Origin of the sequence: Bacillus sp. FSL P2-0099, assembly GCF_038007445.1 — a bacterium.
In the GTDB taxonomy this organism is placed as follows: domain Bacteria; phylum Bacillota; class Bacilli; order Bacillales; family Bacillaceae_G; genus Bacillus_A; species Bacillus_A mycoides.
In genome coordinates this window covers 1,489,480-1,508,376 of the sequence record NZ_JBBOXE010000001.1, presented here as the reverse complement: position 1 = coordinate 1,508,376, position 18,897 = coordinate 1,489,480, and the positions used below count along the sequence as shown (strand labels likewise).

At 36.4% G+C, this 18,897-nt stretch carries 20 protein-coding genes; all 20 read right to left on the bottom strand.

From position 1 onward, the window contains the following. Window positions 1–76: 76 nt before the first annotated feature. The 20 genes from ypjB to spoIVA all read right to left on the bottom strand — a co-directional run bounded on the left by ypjB (window position 77) and on the right by spoIVA (window position 18,815). Window positions 77–862 carry a sporulation protein YpjB gene (gene ypjB, locus MKY90_RS07785; RefSeq protein WP_002188994.1) on the bottom strand — a complete coding sequence of 262 codons (786 nt, stop codon included), beginning with the start codon at window positions 860–862 and terminating at the stop codon, window positions 77–79. Window positions 863–969: 107 nt separating this feature from the next. Further along, on the bottom strand, window positions 970–1,656 hold the full coding sequence (gene lit, locus MKY90_RS07780) for a lipoprotein intramolecular transacylase Lit (RefSeq protein WP_002064533.1): 687 nt from the start codon (window positions 1,654–1,656) through the stop codon (window positions 970–972). A 25-nt stretch (window positions 1,657–1,681) separates the two neighbouring features. Beyond that, window positions 1,682–2,272, bottom strand: coding sequence for a DUF1405 domain-containing protein (locus tag MKY90_RS07775; RefSeq protein WP_002086612.1), 591 nt, complete (start codon window positions 2,270–2,272; stop codon window positions 1,682–1,684). A 512-nt stretch (window positions 2,273–2,784) separates the two neighbouring features. Next, a complete protein-coding gene (gene qcrC, locus MKY90_RS07770; RefSeq protein ID WP_002011836.1) occupies window positions 2,785–3,552 on the bottom strand; it encodes a menaquinol-cytochrome c reductase cytochrome b/c subunit in 768 nt (255 codons plus the stop codon). A gap of 43 nt (window positions 3,553–3,595) precedes the next feature. After that, entirely contained in the window at window positions 3,596–4,270 is a 675-nt protein-coding gene (gene qcrB / locus MKY90_RS07765; protein WP_000932700.1) for a menaquinol-cytochrome c reductase cytochrome b subunit, read from the bottom strand. Beyond that, window positions 4,271–4,783, bottom strand: a complete 513-nt coding sequence (qcrA, locus tag MKY90_RS07760; protein ID WP_002030772.1) for a menaquinol-cytochrome c reductase iron-sulfur subunit — start codon at window positions 4,781–4,783, stop codon at window positions 4,271–4,273. It abuts the gene before it with no gap. 144 nt (window positions 4,784–4,927) lie between these two features. Beyond that, window positions 4,928–5,383, bottom strand: a complete 456-nt coding sequence (locus MKY90_RS07755; RefSeq protein WP_002030770.1) for a YpiF family protein — start codon at window positions 5,381–5,383, stop codon at window positions 4,928–4,930. A 153-nt stretch (window positions 5,384–5,536) separates the two neighbouring features. After that, entirely contained in the window at window positions 5,537–6,073 is a 537-nt protein-coding gene (locus MKY90_RS07750) for a ReoY family proteolytic degradation factor (protein ID WP_002086615.1), read from the bottom strand. A gap of 73 nt (window positions 6,074–6,146) precedes the next feature. Next, window positions 6,147–7,409, bottom strand: coding sequence for a tetratricopeptide repeat protein (locus tag MKY90_RS07745; protein ID WP_002086616.1), 1,263 nt, complete (start codon window positions 7,407–7,409; stop codon window positions 6,147–6,149). Between the two features lie 107 nt (window positions 7,410–7,516). Then, on the bottom strand, window positions 7,517–8,791 hold the full coding sequence (aroA, locus tag MKY90_RS07740) for a 3-phosphoshikimate 1-carboxyvinyltransferase (RefSeq protein ID WP_063218613.1): 1,275 nt from the start codon (window positions 8,789–8,791) through the stop codon (window positions 7,517–7,519). A 157-nt stretch (window positions 8,792–8,948) separates the two neighbouring features. Next, window positions 8,949–10,061, bottom strand: coding sequence for a histidinol-phosphate transaminase (hisC, locus tag MKY90_RS07735; RefSeq protein ID WP_002086618.1), 1,113 nt, complete (start codon window positions 10,059–10,061; stop codon window positions 8,949–8,951). A 116-nt stretch (window positions 10,062–10,177) separates the two neighbouring features. Then, window positions 10,178–11,263, bottom strand: coding sequence for a 3-dehydroquinate synthase (gene aroB, locus MKY90_RS07730; RefSeq protein WP_341090948.1), 1,086 nt, complete (start codon window positions 11,261–11,263; stop codon window positions 10,178–10,180). Next, on the bottom strand, window positions 11,263–12,435 hold the full coding sequence (gene aroC, locus MKY90_RS07725) for a chorismate synthase (RefSeq protein ID WP_063218614.1): 1,173 nt from the start codon (window positions 12,433–12,435) through the stop codon (window positions 11,263–11,265). Before aroC ends, aroB begins: the two co-directional genes overlap by 1 nt. 300 nt (window positions 12,436–12,735) lie before the next feature. After that, window positions 12,736–13,182: a nucleoside-diphosphate kinase gene (ndk, locus tag MKY90_RS07720; protein WP_063218615.1), complete on the bottom strand. Its 447-nt coding sequence runs from the start codon at window positions 13,180–13,182 to the stop codon at window positions 12,736–12,738. Between the two features lie 124 nt (window positions 13,183–13,306). Continuing rightward, window positions 13,307–14,269: a heptaprenyl diphosphate synthase component II gene (gene hepT, locus MKY90_RS07715; protein ID WP_002011823.1), complete on the bottom strand. Its 963-nt coding sequence runs from the start codon at window positions 14,267–14,269 to the stop codon at window positions 13,307–13,309. A gap of 38 nt (window positions 14,270–14,307) precedes the next feature. Then, window positions 14,308–15,021: a 2-heptaprenyl-1,4-naphthoquinone methyltransferase gene (menG, locus tag MKY90_RS07710; RefSeq protein ID WP_063218616.1), complete on the bottom strand. Its 714-nt coding sequence runs from the start codon at window positions 15,019–15,021 to the stop codon at window positions 14,308–14,310. Between the two features lie 29 nt (window positions 15,022–15,050). Then, window positions 15,051–15,803, bottom strand: a complete 753-nt coding sequence (locus MKY90_RS07705; protein ID WP_215598914.1) for a heptaprenyl diphosphate synthase component 1 — start codon at window positions 15,801–15,803, stop codon at window positions 15,051–15,053. Window positions 15,804–16,074: 271 nt separating this feature from the next. Then, window positions 16,075–16,644, bottom strand: coding sequence for a GTP cyclohydrolase I FolE (gene folE / locus MKY90_RS07700; RefSeq protein ID WP_002011819.1), 570 nt, complete (start codon window positions 16,642–16,644; stop codon window positions 16,075–16,077). A 121-nt stretch (window positions 16,645–16,765) separates the two neighbouring features. Then, window positions 16,766–17,038: an HU family DNA-binding protein gene (locus MKY90_RS07695; RefSeq protein WP_001043860.1), complete on the bottom strand. Its 273-nt coding sequence runs from the start codon at window positions 17,036–17,038 to the stop codon at window positions 16,766–16,768. Between the two features lie 298 nt (window positions 17,039–17,336). Beyond that, window positions 17,337–18,815, bottom strand: a complete 1,479-nt coding sequence (gene spoIVA, locus MKY90_RS07690) for a stage IV sporulation protein A (protein ID WP_000416521.1) — start codon at window positions 18,813–18,815, stop codon at window positions 17,337–17,339. Window positions 18,816–18,897: the final 82 nt, after the last annotated feature.

The following is an 18,897-nucleotide window of genomic DNA, read 5'->3' as shown; positions in this document are numbered from 1 at the left end:
GTACTTCTCATTCTATTTTTTTCTTCCACCGTTGTCAATAAATAAACCTTACAATCCGTATCTTTATTTATGCGTATTATCTATCTTTAGAATGCAAGTTGCTTCTCCGCTTCTCTCTCTCCCCTTTATACTTTCTCCATCCAACATACGTTAAAGTGAACAAAATAAGTCCTCCAGTAATTGTCATAAACCAAATGAGAGAGGGAGCAATCTCATCTTTTTTTACTGTATGAAATATTTTTTGCAAATCACCTTTAATAATCCCTAGTTGCATTTGTCCACCTTTCGTTTTTAACATAACGTTACGAAATTCATCCAAATAAGATAAATGTGCATTTACACGCTGCGCTTCGTTTTCTGGCAGAGCAATCATTAAACTAGGATAAATAATATTAAATTCATTTAAAAATGTATTTAGCGTCTGTTGGAACTGTCCATCATCTTCTTTTTCCATCGCCTTTTCTACTTGAGAAAAAGCATTCATTATCTTTCTTTCTCTTTCCATCCAAAGTGGCTGATATTTAGATACTTGTGCATCAACAGCAAGTTGTAACGCTAACATATTATCCACTTTAACTTGCCTATCTGAATCTTCCGCGAGAGATTGTTTCGCCTTATCGTATGCTAAAGAAACGACTCTAATTTGTCCCGGAGTTACTTTTGAATTATTTTCATTCTCCTTTGATAGAAATTGCTCTGAGAAATGGTACAGTACTTGTATTGCCTTTTTATCTTCTTTTTTCTTCACTAACTGCAAAGAGTCATCTAGCAATCCAGTTAGTTCACTCCACTCTTCAGCATATATACGTACTGGAAACATTATAATTAGAAATGCTATCAGTCCAATTAATGTTCTCTTCATCCCGGTCCCCCCTATAACTACTAGTACAAAATATGTGGAATTGGACAAGAATAGAACAGAACAAAACCAAAAAATATATTATCTCTATGAAAACAAAAAAATTCTCTTTAAACAGAGAATTTTTTCTTTGAAACCCTTTTCTTTTTCACTAAATATTTATACACACCATAACAAAGCATGCTACCACCTAAAATCAATAATAAAATAATACATGCAGCATGCATAAAGAATTCTTCCGGTAACATTAAAATAACCGGATCTGTTTCAATATCAAACATCCAATAATCATTGCTAAATAAAAGCTTATGAAATAATACGAAACTCTTTTCAAAATTAATAGCAATTGGTAACGTAAGAGCTATTGGAAAAATAATTGTAAGAATCGCTCCGTGAAGTAAAAACTTTTCTTTTTTCTTTTTTAATAAATACGCTCCTCCTAATACAGCAATTACAATCGTTCCATACATTATATATTGAATCTTTACTAAAATATTTTTAACATCTACAAAATGAATGCGTCCATTTGTGGACATATCTAATGTCGGCAATTGTAATGCACCTTCATAAAACGGCGATAAATATGTAATAAGCACATCATAGTTTCTCTTAATTTCATCTTTCGTCATATCCGCTAAATCTGGAATATTTAAAAAATCAATTTCAAAATAATACAACCATTTTCCATATACAACTACCGTTGTCGCGAGAGCGAAAACAGAAAATGCTATGCTATAGGAAACTACTAAAGTGATCAATCGATCCAATATGTTTATACCGCTCTTATTTTTCTTCATTTTCTCCCCCTAAATGTCCTCACCATCATAAAGAAAACTGTTTTCGGTTCTCACGTAAGCAATAATAATATGTAATACACAGTACAGCAATACTTAACCAAAACGTAAAATAACCAATTTTCTCTACAAATAAATGCATAATCCCATATCTCGGCATTTGCCAAAATAAATAATCAATTGCATCATTATGTAATGTCCATATGCCAGCTACAGTGAAGTGCCATTTTTTTATCCGATAAAACGGAGCATATAACATTCCCTGCACTGCCATCGCAAAATGAGATAACATTAACATATATCCCATAAGGCCAATAGGGCCTTTTACATAAATCATAATTGCATTTACAACAACAGCCCAAACACCATATTTTATTAAAGTAACTATCGCTAGCGCTTCTATTAACCCCCAGTTCTTCTTCATCAAGAAAGCAATTAAAACAAAGACAAAAAAGAGAGTCGCCATAGGGCTATCTGGTACAAACGGCCAAAATATAGGTGAGGTTTCTTTTAATTGATTTCCATACCATATGAATCCGTAAATTGTACCTAATATGTTAACAACCAATAAAAATAATAGTACCGAACGTTGCCTTAACATTGCATACAAGTAAGCCAATCTGTATGTCCAACACCTTTCAAACAAAGTAATTCTTTCATCGAACTCTACTCTATTATATAGCAAACTTTCCGTCATCGTAGAGTAGAAAACTGAAACAGATTAAATTTTCTTTAGGGATGGCTTTGCTATCCCTTTTCTGTTTCAGCTTCCCCTCATCAAACCGTACGTGAGGTTTTCCCTCATACGGCTTTCCGATGCTCTTCCTTCTTTAGCTTTCAGTTTGTTCTAGCTTCCTACTTTCACGAGTGTGTATGTTATTTTCTTCATCAAGTCCTTGATACGACCATGTTTCTTTCGAACATTTCTTTTCTTATTCCAGAAAAGGTTAAGCCGTTCTAAGACGTACCAATCTATTTTACCGAGCCACTTCTGTCCAATTGAAGATAGGCTATAATAATTTTTGAATCCTTGTAGAATTCTATTTAAACCTTTCACCATCAAACAGTGCCCAGCTTAGCTGGGCACGCAAAATAAAAAGCTGACCACAGATTTTGTAGTCAGCTTTTCTATTATTTTTTATTATACTTTGCAACGAATTCCGAAAGCTTTTTCAGTTCCTCATCTGTACCTTTAAATACACCTTTAGGCATTGAACCTTTTCCATCTTTCGCAATTTTAGCGATTTCTTCTGGTTTTAAAGTTAAGTTTTGCAAAGCCGGTGCTGCCGCTCCGCCCTGTAAATTGTCACCATGACATGTTAAACAAGTATTTTTTTGCATCAACTTGTAGCCGTCATCATTTTTATCAACTGGTGCTGTTTTTACAATTGCTCCTTGTTTTTTTGCAGCTTCCCAATCGTGGTGTGCTACAGATTCCCAAGTTAAAAAAATAATCGATGCAATTGCTAAAAGCATAAACCCCGTTGCTACAGGACGCTTCAATGGTGCTCTTTCTGGGCCTCGATCTAGAAACGGAGCTAATAGTAACGCTCCAAACGCAATCCCCGGCATAATAAACGCACCAATTACAGTAAATGAGCCTGAAGCATACGAATACTTTAATAACTGATACAAGAATAAGAAATACCAATCTGGAAGTGGTATATATCCTGCATCTGTAGGATCCGCCATTCTCTCAAGCGGTGACGGATGCGCCACTGTTAAACATAAATAACCGACTAAAAAAACTGCACCAACCATCCATTCTTTTAACAAGAAATTCGGCCAAAACGCTTCTGTTTTCCCTGGATATTCAGAATAATCTTTTGGAATATTTGGTTTCCGGGCTACTGGTACCCGAGAATCTCCTACAAACTTCATCCCTTTGCCGCGATGCATAATCTCCCTCCTTTTGTTCTTTCCCCTTTAATTTAGCAATCTCTTATAGCGGACCGGAAATACCTTGTTTGCGAATCATGATGAAGTGGAAGGCCATTAAACCTAGAAGTGCTGCTGGTAAGAAGAAGACGTGAATAGCAAAGAAGCGAGTTAATGTTTGAGCGCCAACGATTTCGGAATGACCAGCGAGTAATGTTTTAATATAAGGACCAATGAGCGGCGTTTGCTCTGCAATTTGAATCCCTACTTTCGTAGCAAATAACGCTTTCATATCCCACGGTAATAAATATCCGGTAAAACCAAGACCTAACATAACAAAGAAAATAAGAACACCAACAATCCAGTTTAACTCACGAGGCTTTTTATACGCACCTTGGAAGAAAACTCTGAGTGTATGTAAAAACATCATTACAATTACGAGACTAGCACCCCAGTGATGCATACCACGAACAATTTGCCCGTAAGCTACTTCATTTTGTAAATAATAAACCGACTCCCAAGCATTTTTAATATCCGGCACATAATACATCGTCAAAAACATTCCGGACAAAATTTGAATTACTGTAACGAAAAAGGTAAGTCCTCCAAAGCAATAGACGAATGCAGAAAAGTGATGTGCCGGGTTAACATGCTCAGGTACTTCATGATCAGCGATATCACGCCATATCGGTGTAATATCTAAACGTTCGTCCACCCAATCATAAATTTTATTTAACATCTACTTTGCACCCCCTCTTGGCTTCGCTTTTCCTAAATACAGCGTTCCATCTTTCACTTTAGACTCGTACACATCAAGCGGAGCAAGAGGCGGTGTGCCTTTAATGTTCATCCCATCTTTTGTGTAACGTCCCCCGTGACATGGGCAAAAGAATTGATTAGGATGTGCTTTGTCCGAATTCCAGTTCACTGTGCAACCTAAATGTTTACATACTGGAGAAAATGCAACAATGTCTCCGCTTTCATCTTTATGCACCCAAGCAGATTTTGGCTCTTCAGACTTGTACCATCCGTCAACCTGCTTCACCTTAAAATCGAAGCGCTTCGGCTCTGTTGTAATATCCTTTACTTGTCCAACAGCAACCATATCTGTTCCCACTTCTTTTCTTAACACCGGATCAAGCGCAAACCTCGTCATCGGCATTAAAATACCCGCCGCCATAAAGCCTCCTACCCCTGTAAGTGTGTAATTTAAAAACTGTCTTCTTGACACACGATGTTCTTTCTCGCTCACGAAAATTTCCCCCCTCTATCAGAAATTGTCCCCTCGTGAAAAAATTATATAAAAAATAAAAACTAGGACACTATCATGATATAATACCCTCTTGCATAGGTCAATATCATACTACTCATAATAATAAGAACTTTCTGTTTATTATTATTTTATCCATCTTTCTTCCAACATTTCCATAATATTTTTTATGTGTGCACGAATAACTTCCCTTTTCGCTTGGTCACTAAATTGCTCTAATGATAACGATGGAAACCAAAATAAATCACCCTGCACATCTCTCATATCTTCTTTCCATGAAAAGTCACTTGTCACATAGGCAATATGCTTAAAACCTTGCCTTTTTAAATGATCTGTCCATTCTTGCAAACGGTCTTTTTCATTCTTTTGGCTCTCTACCAAATACGTAAATGCGGGCAGTAAAAGCACTCTTCCTTTATACTCCCTTTCCAACTCCATACTCAAAGCCTCAATAAATTCACCTTGCTCTACAACCATTTTCATCTCTTTTGCTGCCGAAATAGACAAAAGGGGTATAATCCCTGTATCTACATACTCCCTCGCTTGCTCAAACTGTTCTACATCTTTTACAATCCATTTCACCTTTTCTCCCCTCCTCCATTCGAAATAACAGAACTTTCACTTTATATATATTAAACCATACTAAAAGAGGTAAAAAAAGAAAAACTACCTATTATTAAGTAGTTTTTCTTAAAAAGTCTGAATTTCGTAAAGATTACATAATCAAAATGAATTCTATAAAATTTTCAACTCTGCTGTTAACCTATGAAATGCTTCCTTATCTTGCTTATCCAAAGCTTCATCAATTTGTTTCAAAAGACGTTCTCTTCTAAATGAGAATACACTTTCTTCTAAAAATCGTTCTGCAAGCAATCGATCTTTTTCATTCACTTCAATATGCTTTGGCAAATATGGGTTTTCTTCTAATACAGCTACATAGTTTGCATTTTGGAACGATGATTTAAAATTAAGCTGAATATAAATATCCTCATCTCGATTCAAACGAATATCATGAAACGATTTTTCTGCATCTGTTGTCATTACATTTTGTTTAAAAAAATGAAACGGTGTGTCTTTCACACAATTTGCTGACATTACTAAGCCACGCGGACAATATTTTGCATGTTCTACGAAGTGGACTTTATGCATTAATTGATCGTGACTCATTAAATAATTCAAAATCCATACACATTCACGCTGTTTCAGTTGGTAATTATTCAAAAACCATTTTACAAAATCCTTCTTCTCGTTTACAGAAACAGGGGTATTCATAGCGATTAAGTCCCTCCTCTGTCTTTCTCTTTTCTTTTTAGATTCAAGAAGCGGTATTCAGTTTCCTTCCAACTTATGAAAAATCCTCTAAATTATATAACAATTCTTCAATATGAATTTGTGTCGGGTCTAGTTGTATTAACTGCGTAAATACTTCTTTCGCCTCTTTTCGCATTCCTTCTTCTAATAAGAAATAACCGTACTCTTCCAAGAAATCTGGATGATTCTTAAAAGAAGTATATGCACTTTCATAGTGTTTTAATGCATCCGAATACATTTCTAATTGTTTTTTTGCAAATGCAAGATCCCAAAGTAGTTGTGTATCTGGTTCTCCACTGTCAATTGCACGCTCTACAACTGCAATTAGCTCTTCGTATTTCTCTTGTTCTTTTAAAATATACGCATATTTTAATATCGCGCCTAAATGTCCCGGATCTAGCTCCAGCGCTTTTTGAAGCACTTCTTCTGCCTCCGCTATTTTACCTAATTTCGCCGCAATATTCGCTAATTCTACATAGAAAGGAACAGACAGCTCATCTACTTTAATTCCTTCTTGAAGTGTTTCATAGCTTTCTTGAAGCATGCCTTCTTTTTCATAGCTTTTCGCTAAATACATGTATAACGATGCGTATTCAGGATCTAATTCTTTTAATTCTTGCCAAGCACCAATTGCTCTTTGATATTCTTCTCCTTGGTATAATGTGAAGGCATATCCAAATAATGAGTGAATATCTTTTTGCTCTTCTAACCCCGCTTCATAGTAAGAGATTGCCTCTTCCCAGTTTCCAATAGCACTTAAAGTTTCTGCTAGCCGAAGCGCAATGACAACACCACCCATAACTTTATGTTCTGCTAGTAACGATTCATAATAAGTGATCGCCTTTTGCTCTTCACCTTTACTACTATATAATTCTGCTAACCCAAACGTAATAACAGGTTCGTCTGGCATCATTTCTTTCGCCTTTAATAGTTTTTGTTCTGCTACATCATCAAAACCTTGCATTTGGAATAAATCCGCTACAAGTAATAACGATTGAACATATAAATCATCGTTTTCTGGAATATCATGAAGCACTTCAATCGCTTCATCTTCTTTATCTAAATCAATATATAATTCTGCTAAAAATACCGTAAATTCACTTTCTTCCGGATATAGCAAGCGTAAGTCTTCAGTAATTGCTAACGCCTCATCCATAAACCCAAGTGTATGATAGTAACGAGCGATATCATACTTCTCTTCATCATTAGCAACTCGTAGTTGTTCTTTTAATAATTGTAATCCTTTTTCTGCTTCACCGTTTTCAATATAAGAAACAGCCTGTTCAAACTTTTGCATAAACGTCTCCTTTAATTCAAAAAATATTCTCTTCTGTTCATTTATCATAAGCAACTAGGTGTAAGAACGCAACCTTTTGAGTGAGCTACCTCTTCCTATACTTTCTCTCATAGCGCAGCTAATTGTTCGAAAAATTCCGGATACGATACAGCGACCGCATCACTATTCTCTATTTTCACTTCTCCATCTATAATACACGATGCGATTGCAAGCATCATCCCAATACGATGATCGCCGTGACTATTAACAGTATTTCCTTTTAAACTTTGTTTACCATATATAATCATACCATCTGGTGTAGCTTCAATCTTCGCACCTAATTTACCTAATTCATCTACAACCGTATCGATACGATTTGTTTCTTTTACTTTTAACTCCTCAGCGTTTTTAATAACAGTAATTCCTTCTGCCTGCGTTGCCAATAAAGCAATTACAGGAATTTCATCAATTAATCTTGGAATAAGAGTTCCACCAATCTCTATTCCTTTTAGTTTAGATGTTTCAATCGTAATATCCCCGCACGGTTCAAACTCTTCATTTCTAATATGATCGATAGAAATAAGTGCACCCATCTTTGTTAATACATCTAAAACCCCTGTTCTCGTCGGATTTAAACCAACGTTTTCCAATACAAGCTTACTATTTTGGACAATTGCACCAGCTACTAAGAAAAATGCCGCCGAAGAAATATCTCCTGGAACTTCTATGTCTGCACCTTTAAGTTGTTGTCCACCTTGTAATGAAACAGTCCGTCCATTAACATCTACGGTACAACCGAATGCACGCAACATTCTTTCCGTATGATCACGAGATTGCATAGGCTCTGTTACCGTAGTAATCCCTTCCCCTTGCAAACCCGCAAGTAAAACTGCTGACTTCACTTGTGCGCTTGCTACTGGTGAATGGTAATGCATACCTTTTACCTTACCACCGCGAATAGATAAAGGTGTATATTGTCCGTTTTCTCTACCATCAATTTGAGCATTCATCTTACTAAGCGGGTCTGTAACACGTTTCATAGGACGTTTTCCAATTGATGCATCACCAATTATCGTACTATGGAACGGCGTATTTGCTAAAATCCCAAGCATAAGACGAATAGTCGTCCCTGAATTCCCCACATCTAATACTTCTTTCGGTTCTTGTAAATTATGTAATCCTTTACCGTAAATCGTGACATCGTTACCAAACTGTTCAATCTGGACACCTAGTTTTTGAAAACATGTAATTGTACTTAAACAATCTTCTCCTAATAAAAAATTTGATACTTTCGTCGTCCCTTCCGCTATCGCTCCAAACATAACAGAGCGATGCGAAATAGATTTATCTCCTGGAACAACAATGTTCCCATTCAAACTATTTTTTCGTCCTACTAGTTTCAAACTGTATCCTCCTCACATTTTAAATAAGTTATATGTACAATAGTTCTTCTTATACGTCTACTTCTATTGTAACGTTTTCTTTCTTGAACGTGCAAACAACTCCCCTTATTGCAGTTCAAATGAAAAAGGCTCCTGTAACAGGAGCCTCCACCATTTCTTAAGAATACGTTTCTTCTTTCTTCACTTGTTCTTTTACAAGTTCCGTAAGTAATTCAATAATCTCATCATTTTCTTCTTTTAATCCAACAGTAATACGAATACCATCATGCATACCAAATGCTGCACCAGAACGAACGATATATCCTTTTTTCATTAATCGTTCGAAAGCTTCATTACCAGGTATACCAAGTTTCAAGAAAATGAAATTCGTTTGAGATGGATAGTAGAATACGTTATATTCCTTACAAAATGCATAATATTGATTTAATCCTCCGGCATTTTTCTTCACACACTCTTGTAAAAACTGTTGATCCTCTATTGCCGCTAATGCTACCGCTTGGGCGATAGTTGATGTGTTAAATGGTAGTCTTGCTACCTCTAGCTGCCCAATAAGCTTTGCATCACCAATCGCATATCCAATACGAAAAGCAGCTAATCCATATGCTTTTGAGAATGTGCGTAACACCATAAGATTTTCGTACTTTTCAAGAAGAGGTAATGTTTGCGGATAATCTTCTGCCCCAGCATATTCATAATATGCTTCGTCCATAATAACGAGCGCTGACTTTGGAACTGATTCTAAAAATGAAAGTAATTTTTGTTTTTCTACATATGTACCTGTCGGATTATTCGGATTACAAATCCATACAATCTTCGTTTTCTCATCTACTTGTTGTAACATTGCATCTAAATCGTGAATGCCATCTTTAAGTGGTACTTCACGAACTTCTGCTCCTTCAATAACAGCATGGTGATGGTATTGCGAGAACGTAGGGTTCGCCATTACAACATTTGTTCCATTATGTAGCAAAGCACGACTAATCATTTGAATGACTTCATCTAGCCCACTACCAAATAAAAGTTGTTCCGCTTTTACACCTAAATGCTCTGCTACTTTCTCACGAAGCTCAAATGCCGCCCCGTCCGGATAGAGTGCATATTGATTAGCTAACGAAGTTAATGCTTCTGTCACACGCGCAGAGCAGCCAAACGGATTTTCATTCGATGCTAGTTTTACAATTTTTGACAATCCGTATTCTCTTTTTACTTCCTCAATATTTTTCCCAGGTACATATGCTCTCAAAGTTAACAATTGCTCTTTTACTCTCACTTTTCTTCCCCCAGTCATTGATATGATTTATAATGTCTTACTGTCATCTTTAATCATAACCGTCACCATTACGAGAATACCTTTAAATATGCATTTCATACCTGTTCTATGACTTTTTACACCATATCCTTTTGAAATGCTTTTAACGCAATATGAACAGTCTCATCTGAAATAGATACGACATTCACTCCCCCATATTCCTGCATAAGCACCATATGAATTGTTCCAGCATTTGCTTTTTTATCTTGTTTCATCAACTGAACGAGACGTTCTACATTCAAGTCACTTGGCATTTTTGGATAACCGTATTTCAAGAACCACTGCTTCATTTCTTCATAAGAAAGATCAACTTTGTACACTTGCTCACTTAAAAACATAGCAAATAGCATGCCAACCGCTACTCCATCACCGTGAGTAATATTCCCATATCCTAACTCTTTTTCAAGAGCATGTCCTAACGTATGCCCAAAATTCAAATGCGCACGTACACCTTTTTCTGTTTCGTCTTGCGACACAATATTCGCTTTCACAGGAATCGCCTTCGTTAATATATGAATTAACTTTTCATCACGAAGATCCGTTAACGTTTGCACTTCTTCTTTTAACCAATGATATAGCTCTACATCACCAATAAGAGCATGCTTTATCACTTCTGCATAACCTGATCGCCACTCTTTTTCAGGAAGTGAATGTAAAAATGGTGTATGATATACAACAGCTTCTGGCTGATGAAACGCTCCAATCATATTTTTTCCTAGTGGATGGTTAATTGCTACTTTCCCGCCTACTGCACTATCGTGAGCTAATAAAGTCGTTGGAACTTGGACAAAGCGAATACCACGCATAAACGACGCGGCAACAAATCCAGCCAAATCTCCAATCATTCCGCCTCCAAGTGCGATGATTAAAGAATTTCTATCTAATTTATTTTCAAGAGCCGAAGTGTGAGCCTCATAGAAATTTTCAAAAGACTTCTCTTTTTCGCCACTCGGTACAACAAACGAAAATACTTTTTGCTCTACTTGCAATGCATCAACAACTGTCTGTAAATGCAGTGATGCAACAGCTTCATCAGAAATGATCATTATGTTAGATACTGCAGGATTCATTTTTTGAATAAGCGTTGTTAAGTGTGACAACGCCTCCCTTCCAACATGTACATCATATTCTTTTGATTTCGTTTGAATATGTATGTTCTCCATTAAAATCCCCTCGCATATTCATTATGTTTCTCAATATTTTCACGTATAAGATCGATACGATCTAATCCAAATTGTTCAATTAAAGCTGTTGCGAGCTCCCAAGCCACAACAGCTTCAGCCACAACGCTAGCTGCTGGCACTGCACAACTATCTGAACGTTCAATACTCGCTGTAAAAGGTTCTTTCGTATCAATATCAACACTTTGAAGCGGTTTATATAATGTCGGTATCGGTTTCATAACACCGCGCACAACAACCGGCATACCAGTTGTCATGCCACCTTCTAATCCACCTGCATTGTTCGTTTTTCTTCTGTACCCTTGCACTTCATCCCAAAGGATTTCATCATGCACTTCACTTCCAGGTCTATGTGCTGCTTCAAAACCAATTCCAATTTCAACACCTTTAAAAGCGTTAATACTCATAATTGCCGCTGCTAATTTTGCATCTAATTTTCTATCATAATGTACATAGCTACCTACTCCAATTGGCATTCCTTCTACAACTACTTCAACAATACCACCGATAGAATCACCATTTGCCTTCGCATCATCAATTGCTTGCATCATCTTTTTACCGGCCTCTTCATCTAAACAACGTACAGGAGATGCTTCTGTAGTACTTTGTAATTCCACAATAGAGTTATATTTAATATTAGCTGCCTGTACACCACCAATCTCGATAACATGTCCCGCTACTTGTATACCTAATTCCGCTAATATTTTTTTTGCAACTGCACCAGCTGCAACACGAACTGTCGTTTCACGTGCTGAAGAACGCTCTAATACATTCCTCATATCTCTATGACCATATTTAATCGCACCATTTAAATCTGCGTGTCCAGGTCTAGGTTTCGTAACTTGCCTTTTCATTTCTTTCTCTTCCTGCTCAGTTAACGGCTCTGCACCCATAACCTTTGTCCAATGTGTAAAATCACGATTTTCAACAACAAGTGCAATCGGTGACCCCATCGTCTTCCCATGCCTAACACCACTTACAATTTGCACTTGGTCTTTCTCAATTTGCATGCGTCTACCGCGTCCATATCCTTTTTGTCTTCTAGCTAATTCTTCATTTATATCATTCGCTACTAAAGATACCCCTGCCGGAACACCTTCTAAAATTGTCGTAAGTTGCGGACCATGGGATTCACCAGCTGTAATATATCGCATACGTTATTCCTCTTTTCGCATATGTATTTATCCCGCTACATAAAGCAGCTATATTATCTTCCATCACTCTTTAAAATACAAAGAAATTATATAGTAAATCGAATGTTTGCTTTCCCTACTTGTAATTGTTCGATTATTTTCATAATAGTAAACCTTTTACTTTACATACCAATATATCATAACAGCCCTAACTTCGTAACTGATCGAAATAAAAAAAGTGCAAGAAGAATACCCCTATTCTTCTCACACTTTTTACTATTATCACAGTTATTAAAGCGTTTACAAATTATTTCAAAATAATTAGTAAATCCATTGATTCATTAATTTTGAGTAGTCTACTAATTCATCTTCCTTAAAGAAAATAGCAATCTCGCGTTCTGCACTTTCTAAAGAATCCGAACCGTGGATAATGTTTTTCGCAACAGTTACACCGAAATCTCCACGAATTGTTCCAGGAGCAGCTTCATGTGGTCGTGTTTTACCCATCATATTGCGTGCTGTATCTACTACACCTTCACCTTGCCATACCATTGCGAATACAGGACCAGATGTAATAAAGTCTACTAATTCACCAAAGAAAGGTCTTTCTTTATGCTCACCGTAGTGTTGTTCAGCAATTTCCGGAGTAACTTGCATTAATTTTGCACCAACTAATTGAAAGCCCTTTTTCTCAAAACGAGCTACAATTTCCCCAATGAAGGCACGTTGTACACCGTCTGGTTTTACCATTAGAAATGTTTTTTCCATAAAAAATCTCTCCACTTCTGAATTATGTATGTAATTGTATATCCCCACACACATATTAACACCCTTATCACAATTGCGCAATAGTTTTGAAATAGAGAGATTATTTTATTTTTTAGACAAAACACTAAAATTTTCGTTTTCCAATATACTTTGCGACATTTTGCAACGCATACTTCGCCTGTCCACGAGGGAGTGGTTTTATTATTTCTAATGCTTTATGTAAATAACGTTCACTAAACGAAAATGCTTTATCAATAGCTTCGCTCGCTTTAATATCATCAATAATTTCTTTCATTTCACTTGCTGTTGTATTTTCATGCACAGATGTAATTTTTTGACGAAGAACTGGATCTTCCATGGCATACAAAACAGGTAATGTAATGTTACCTTGTAATAAATCACCACCAGCAGGCTTTCCAAGCTTCTCTTCTGTCGATACGAAATCTAAAATATCATCAATAATTTGATAAGACATACCAACAAAATATCCGTACCAAAATAGACGATTTACAGTATCACGATTAGCACCAGCAGCAATCGCTCCCAACTGACAACTTGCGGCGATTAACAATGCTGTTTTTCGTTTTATCCTTCTTAAATACGTTCGTAAATTTTGATCATAGTTATACTTATCTTTAATTTGTTCGATTTCACCTTTACAAACTTCTAAAATTGTATGAGACAACGCTTGATGTGCATCTGGAATTTCTATATTTGTTATACATTCAAGAGACTTCGCAAACAAGTAGTCTCCTGTATACATTGCAATACGATCTCCCCATTTCGCATTCACTGTTGCGCTACCGCGTCGTAAAAACGCAGCATCAATGACATCATCGTGAACAAGCGAAGCCATATGAATTAGTTCTAATGCAACCGCAACATGCTTAATTGCATCTAACTTATAATCCCCAAATTTCCCTGCAAGCAAAACAAAAACAGGGCGAATCCGCTTCCCGCCTGCTTCAATAAGCTGTAATGCCGCTTCTTCTACTAACGGCTGCTCAGAAGCAACTGTCTTCTTCAATTCTTTTTCTATAACATTAATATCCGATCGTAAAAAAGAGTACATAAGTTGTAACTTCATATTGTTCACCTTAACCTAAAACGTCTTTTTTCTTTTTTCTATTTTGATTCTGGTTTAATACCTAAATGCATAGCTGCTACACCAAAAGTAAATGGTTTCACTTGCACATTCTTAAGCCCAGCTTCTTCAAACATACGTGCTAACTCTTTCATCCCTGGGAATGTACTAGCAGATTCCTGAAGCCATGAATATTCTTTATAACTTTTCGCAAACATCTTTCCAAATAACGGCATGATATATTTAAAGTATAAGACATACCCTTGACGAAAACCTATCATCGTTGGTTGAGATGTTTCCAGGCAAATTACTTTTCCACCAGGCTTTACTACACGCGTCATTTCTTTTAATACTTGCATGTAATCCGGAACGTTACGTAACCCAAAACCAATTGTTACATAATCAAACGTATTATCTTCATAAGGAAGTTCCATTGCATTTCCATGTATAAGTTCTACTTGCTTTAATTCTAAAGCTTCTACCTTTTGTTTACCGACAGCTAGCATATTTTCGCTAAAGTCTAAACCGTAAACCTTCCCATCTTCACCTACAGCTCCCGCTAGTGCAATTGTCCAATCTGCCGTCCCGCAGCATACGTCAAGTGCCTTACTCCCGGGTTTCACATCCATAATTCGCATCGTTTCTTTGCGCCATGCCTTATGCCTTTGAAAACTAATTACAGAATTCATCACATCGTATTTATCAGAAATTTTCTCAAATACGTCATGTACTCTTTCTTCTTTTGATTGTTGCATGCTCGTACCTTCTTCCAATGTAAAGTTGCTTATGTCCTTGATTTATCTCTTAACATAGAAATTATCTCATTAACTTCTGTATGATTCTCTAAAAAATTTTCTTCTTGCTTTCTCATTTCCATAAGCCATTCATTAATAACTGTTTCCAAATTTTTATCATCATCCAATGAGATTTTTTGGACTGCTTGAAAAACAGGTGAATTTTGTTTATCAGCATACAATTGACACTCTTTTTGAAGACGATTTTTTCCTAACACATAAGTTATATATGGTTTCCAATTAAATAACTGAAAATGATCACATGTTTTTTGCAAAAGCGCAGATTCAATTATTACTACACTTTCCATTATGTCTTGAATCGTCACATGTGCTTTTTGATACAGCATAATTTTATGTTCATTAATCTCCTTAATTCCTTCAGCAAGTGCACGAATTAAGATAATATCACAATTCATTGACAATAAGTAATAGTATAGACCACTATAATAATCCCCTGCAAGAACTGTCAATTGACGACGCTTATGGAATCCACTCGTCTCTTCGTTTGCTTTATTTGATACTTTTTCATGTGTATCAAGAGCAATTTGTACAAGCATAATCGTTACGACATAATGATCAATTTGTTCTTTATGTATATTTGCACTTTTTAATGCACCGTATAACAGCGCTATTTTTTCTTCATCAATAAATGGTTCTTCAATATAGTTTATAAAATAAGGATGGCGTAATTTCTCCATCAATTTCTCTTTAATACCCGCATACCCTCCGTAGATGTCACACACAAAAAATCACCCTTGTTTTCTAATTCATAAAATTTATTATAACACATACATTCTATTTTCTATAATCAAAACTTGGCTACTTCTGCCAAACTGCCACCGAATAAAGCCTCAACTTTTATTCATACAAGTTATCTTCGTCTCTAACTACTACAAACATTCATTTACACAAAAGGCAGAAGTAATTTTCAACCTTTATATTCTTTCTCTTTAACATTAAAACTATATCATTTTTTTGTATATAAAAAAAAGAAAAGCAGTTTCCCGCTCTTCTTTAATTCGTCTTAATAAACGATAAAATTTCACTACGTGCTGCTGCATCATTTTCTAACACGCCGCGCACTGCAGTCGTTACTGTTTTCGCACCAGGCTTTTTCACACCACGCATCGTCATACACATATGCTCTGCTTCTACTACTACCATTACACCATGCGGCTCTAGTACTTCCATAATAGAGTTAGCTACTGTTGATGTAATACGTTCTTGTAGTTGCGGACGACGCGCAATTGTGTCTACAGTACGAGCTAATTTACTTAGTCCCGTTACTTTTCCACCTTGCGGAATATATGCAACGTGAGCAACTCCATAAAACGGAACAAGATGATGCTCACACATCGAATAGAATGGTATATCTTTTACTAGCACAAGCTCTTCGTGGTCTTCTCCGAATACTTTGTGTAAATGCTCTTTCGGATCCTCATGCATTCCTGAGAATACTTCTGCGTACATTTTCGCAACACGTTTCGGTGTATCAAGTACTCCCTCGCGATTTGGGTCATCTCCGATTGCCTCTAAAATAAGACGTACTGCATGTTCAATTTGTTCTAAATTAACTTTTGCCATCCGCTAGCCCTCCCGAAAAACCTAAAAGTGATACGAACACATTCTAGCATATTTATGTTTTTAAAAGCAAAAAGAAGAGTTTCCAAAAAGGAAACTCTTCTTCCCTGTTAATATGTAAGGATTATTTAACCGCATCTTTTAACGCTTTACCAGGTTTGAATGCAGGTACTTTACTTGCAGCGATTTCAATCTCCTCACCTGTTTGTGGGTTACGACCTTTACGAGCCGCACGCTCACGAACTTCGAAGTTACCGAATCCGATTAGTTGTACTTTATCACCTTGTTTTAAAGCTTCTAAGATAGAATCAAAAACAGCGTCCACTGCTTTTGTTGCGTCCTTTTTAGAAAGGGAACTTGCTTCTGCAACAGCATTGATTAAATCTGTCTTGTTCATGCCATTCACCTCCTCCCAAAGATAAGACTGTATAATGATCATAAAATGAGTCTTACTTTCATTTGTAGGCAATTTTTACAAATTCTATACTACAAAGATGTAGATAAATCATTATCAACGCCTATATTATACGATTCTCCTTTATAATTCAATATTTTTAAGGAAATTGTTACTCTAAAAATGTGAAATTCTGATGAAACTTGACAATTTACAACAAAATATTAGATAATGACTGTTTATTTTTCTATTACTTACTCAAAAAGAAAAAAATCCCTCTGCAATTAGAGGGATTTTTTTCTTATAATATAATCGCAATTAATCCGCCAGATCCTTCATTAATAATTCTTTCTAGCGTTTCTTTTAATTTATAACGAGCGTTTTCTGGCATTAGAGATAACTTCGCTTGAATTCCTTCTCTAACAATAGAGCTAAGAGAGCGCCCAAATATATCAGAATTCCAAATTGATAGCGGGTCATCTTCAAAATCTTGCATCAAGTAACGAACTAGTTCTTCACTTTGTTTTTCAGTACCGATAATTGGTTCAAATGTTGATTCTACATCCACTTTAATCATATGAATAGACGGCGCAACCGCTTTTAATTTAACACCGAACCTTGAGCCGTGACGAATAATTTCCGGTTCATCTAAGCTCATATCAGCTAATGCAGGCGCTGCTACTCCATATCCGGTTTGTTTTACCATCCGCAAGGCATCCGCCACTTGGTCATATTCTGTTTTCGCATGAGATAAATCGAGCATAAGCTTTAATAAATGATCTTTCCCTCGAATCTCTACTCCTACTACTTCTTTTAAAATTTGATCATACAATTCATCTGGCGCATATAAATCAATCTCTGCCACACCTTGCCCCATATCGATGCCAGCTAGACTTGCTCGATCAATAAATTCATATTGACTAAACTGCCAAACGACACGGTCCACATCACGAAGACGTTTTATATCCTTTACAGTCTCTTGAACCGCTTCCTGATAACTTTGGCGTAACCAATGCCCTTCATTTAGCACCATTACCCAGCTCGGAAGGTTTACATTCACTTCTAAAACCGGGAACTCGAATAATGCTTCTCGCAGTACGTTATACACATCTGTTTCTCTTAAACTCTCTACACTCATCGCAATTACTGGGATATCATATTCTTCTGATAAACTTTGACGTAACTGCTCCGTATCTGGATGGTATGGCTGTACAGTATTGATAATCATAATGAAAGGCTTTCCTACTTCTTTTAACTCATTTACAACGCGTTCTTCTGCCTCTATATAATCTCTTCTTGGAATTTCACCAATTGTTCCATCTGTTGTAATAACGACGCCAATTGTTGAATGCTCTTGAATTACTTTACGTGTTCCGATTTCTGCAGCTTCATGGAATGGAATAGGCTCTTCATACCAAGGAGTATTAATCATGCGCGGACCATTCTCATCTTCATAGCCTTTTGCTCCTGGAACCGTATATCCAACACAATCTACTAATCGAATATTCACTTCAAGACCTTCATCTACTTCGATAGAAACCGCTTGGTTTGGAACAAACTTCGGTTCCGTCGTCATTATTGTACGACCAGCAGCACTTTGAGGCAGTTCATCCTGCGCTCTTTGACGGTCTGACTCATTTTCAATATTGGGAATAACAACAAGTTCCATAAATTTTTTAATAAATGTTGATTTCCCTGTTCGAACAGCTCCTACAACTCCAAAATAAATATCACCGCCTGTGCGTTCCGCAATATCTTTAAAAATATCTACCTTTTCCAAGTGATTCCCTCCCTCAATATTTTTGGGAATAATTCCACGTTTATAGTCAACTAATACCTTCTCTAATGTTGCCTATAATATC

Bases quoted from the DNA above. Each gene is read 5' to 3' on its own strand.
- MKY90_RS07750 (WP_002086615.1), bottom strand. From the start codon at position 6,073: ATGAATACCCCTGTTTCTGTAAACGAGAAGAAGGATTTTGTAAAATGG.
- aroB (WP_341090948.1), bottom strand. From the start codon at position 11,263: ATGGAGAACATACATATTCAAACGAAATCAAAAGAATATGATGTACAT.
- hepT (WP_002011823.1), bottom strand. From the start codon at position 14,269: ATGAAGTTACAACTTATGTACTCTTTTTTACGATCGGATATTAATGTT.
- menG (WP_063218616.1), bottom strand. From the start codon at position 15,021: ATGCAACAATCAAAAGAAGAAAGAGTACATGACGTATTTGAGAAAATT.
- MKY90_RS07745 (WP_002086616.1), bottom strand. From the start codon at position 7,409: ATGCAAAAGTTTGAACAGGCTGTTTCTTATATTGAAAACGGTGAAGCA.
- qcrB (WP_000932700.1), bottom strand. From the start codon at position 4,270: ATGTTAAATAAAATTTATGATTGGGTGGACGAACGTTTAGATATTACA.
- folE (WP_002011819.1), bottom strand. From the start codon at position 16,644: ATGGCAAAAGTTAATTTAGAACAAATTGAACATGCAGTACGTCTTATT.
- lit (WP_002064533.1), bottom strand. From the start codon at position 1,656: ATGAAGAAAAATAAGAGCGGTATAAACATATTGGATCGATTGATCACT.
- MKY90_RS07695 (WP_001043860.1), bottom strand. From the start codon at position 17,038: ATGAACAAGACAGATTTAATCAATGCTGTTGCAGAAGCAAGTTCCCTT.
- ypjB (WP_002188994.1), bottom strand. From the start codon at position 862: ATGAAGAGAACATTAATTGGACTGATAGCATTTCTAATTATAATGTTT.
- aroC (WP_063218614.1), bottom strand. From the start codon at position 12,435: ATGCGATATATTACAGCTGGTGAATCCCATGGTCCGCAACTTACGACA.
- qcrC (WP_002011836.1), bottom strand. From the start codon at position 3,552: ATGCATCGCGGCAAAGGGATGAAGTTTGTAGGAGATTCTCGGGTACCA.
- ndk (WP_063218615.1), bottom strand. From the start codon at position 13,182: ATGGAAAAAACATTTCTAATGGTAAAACCAGACGGTGTACAACGTGCC.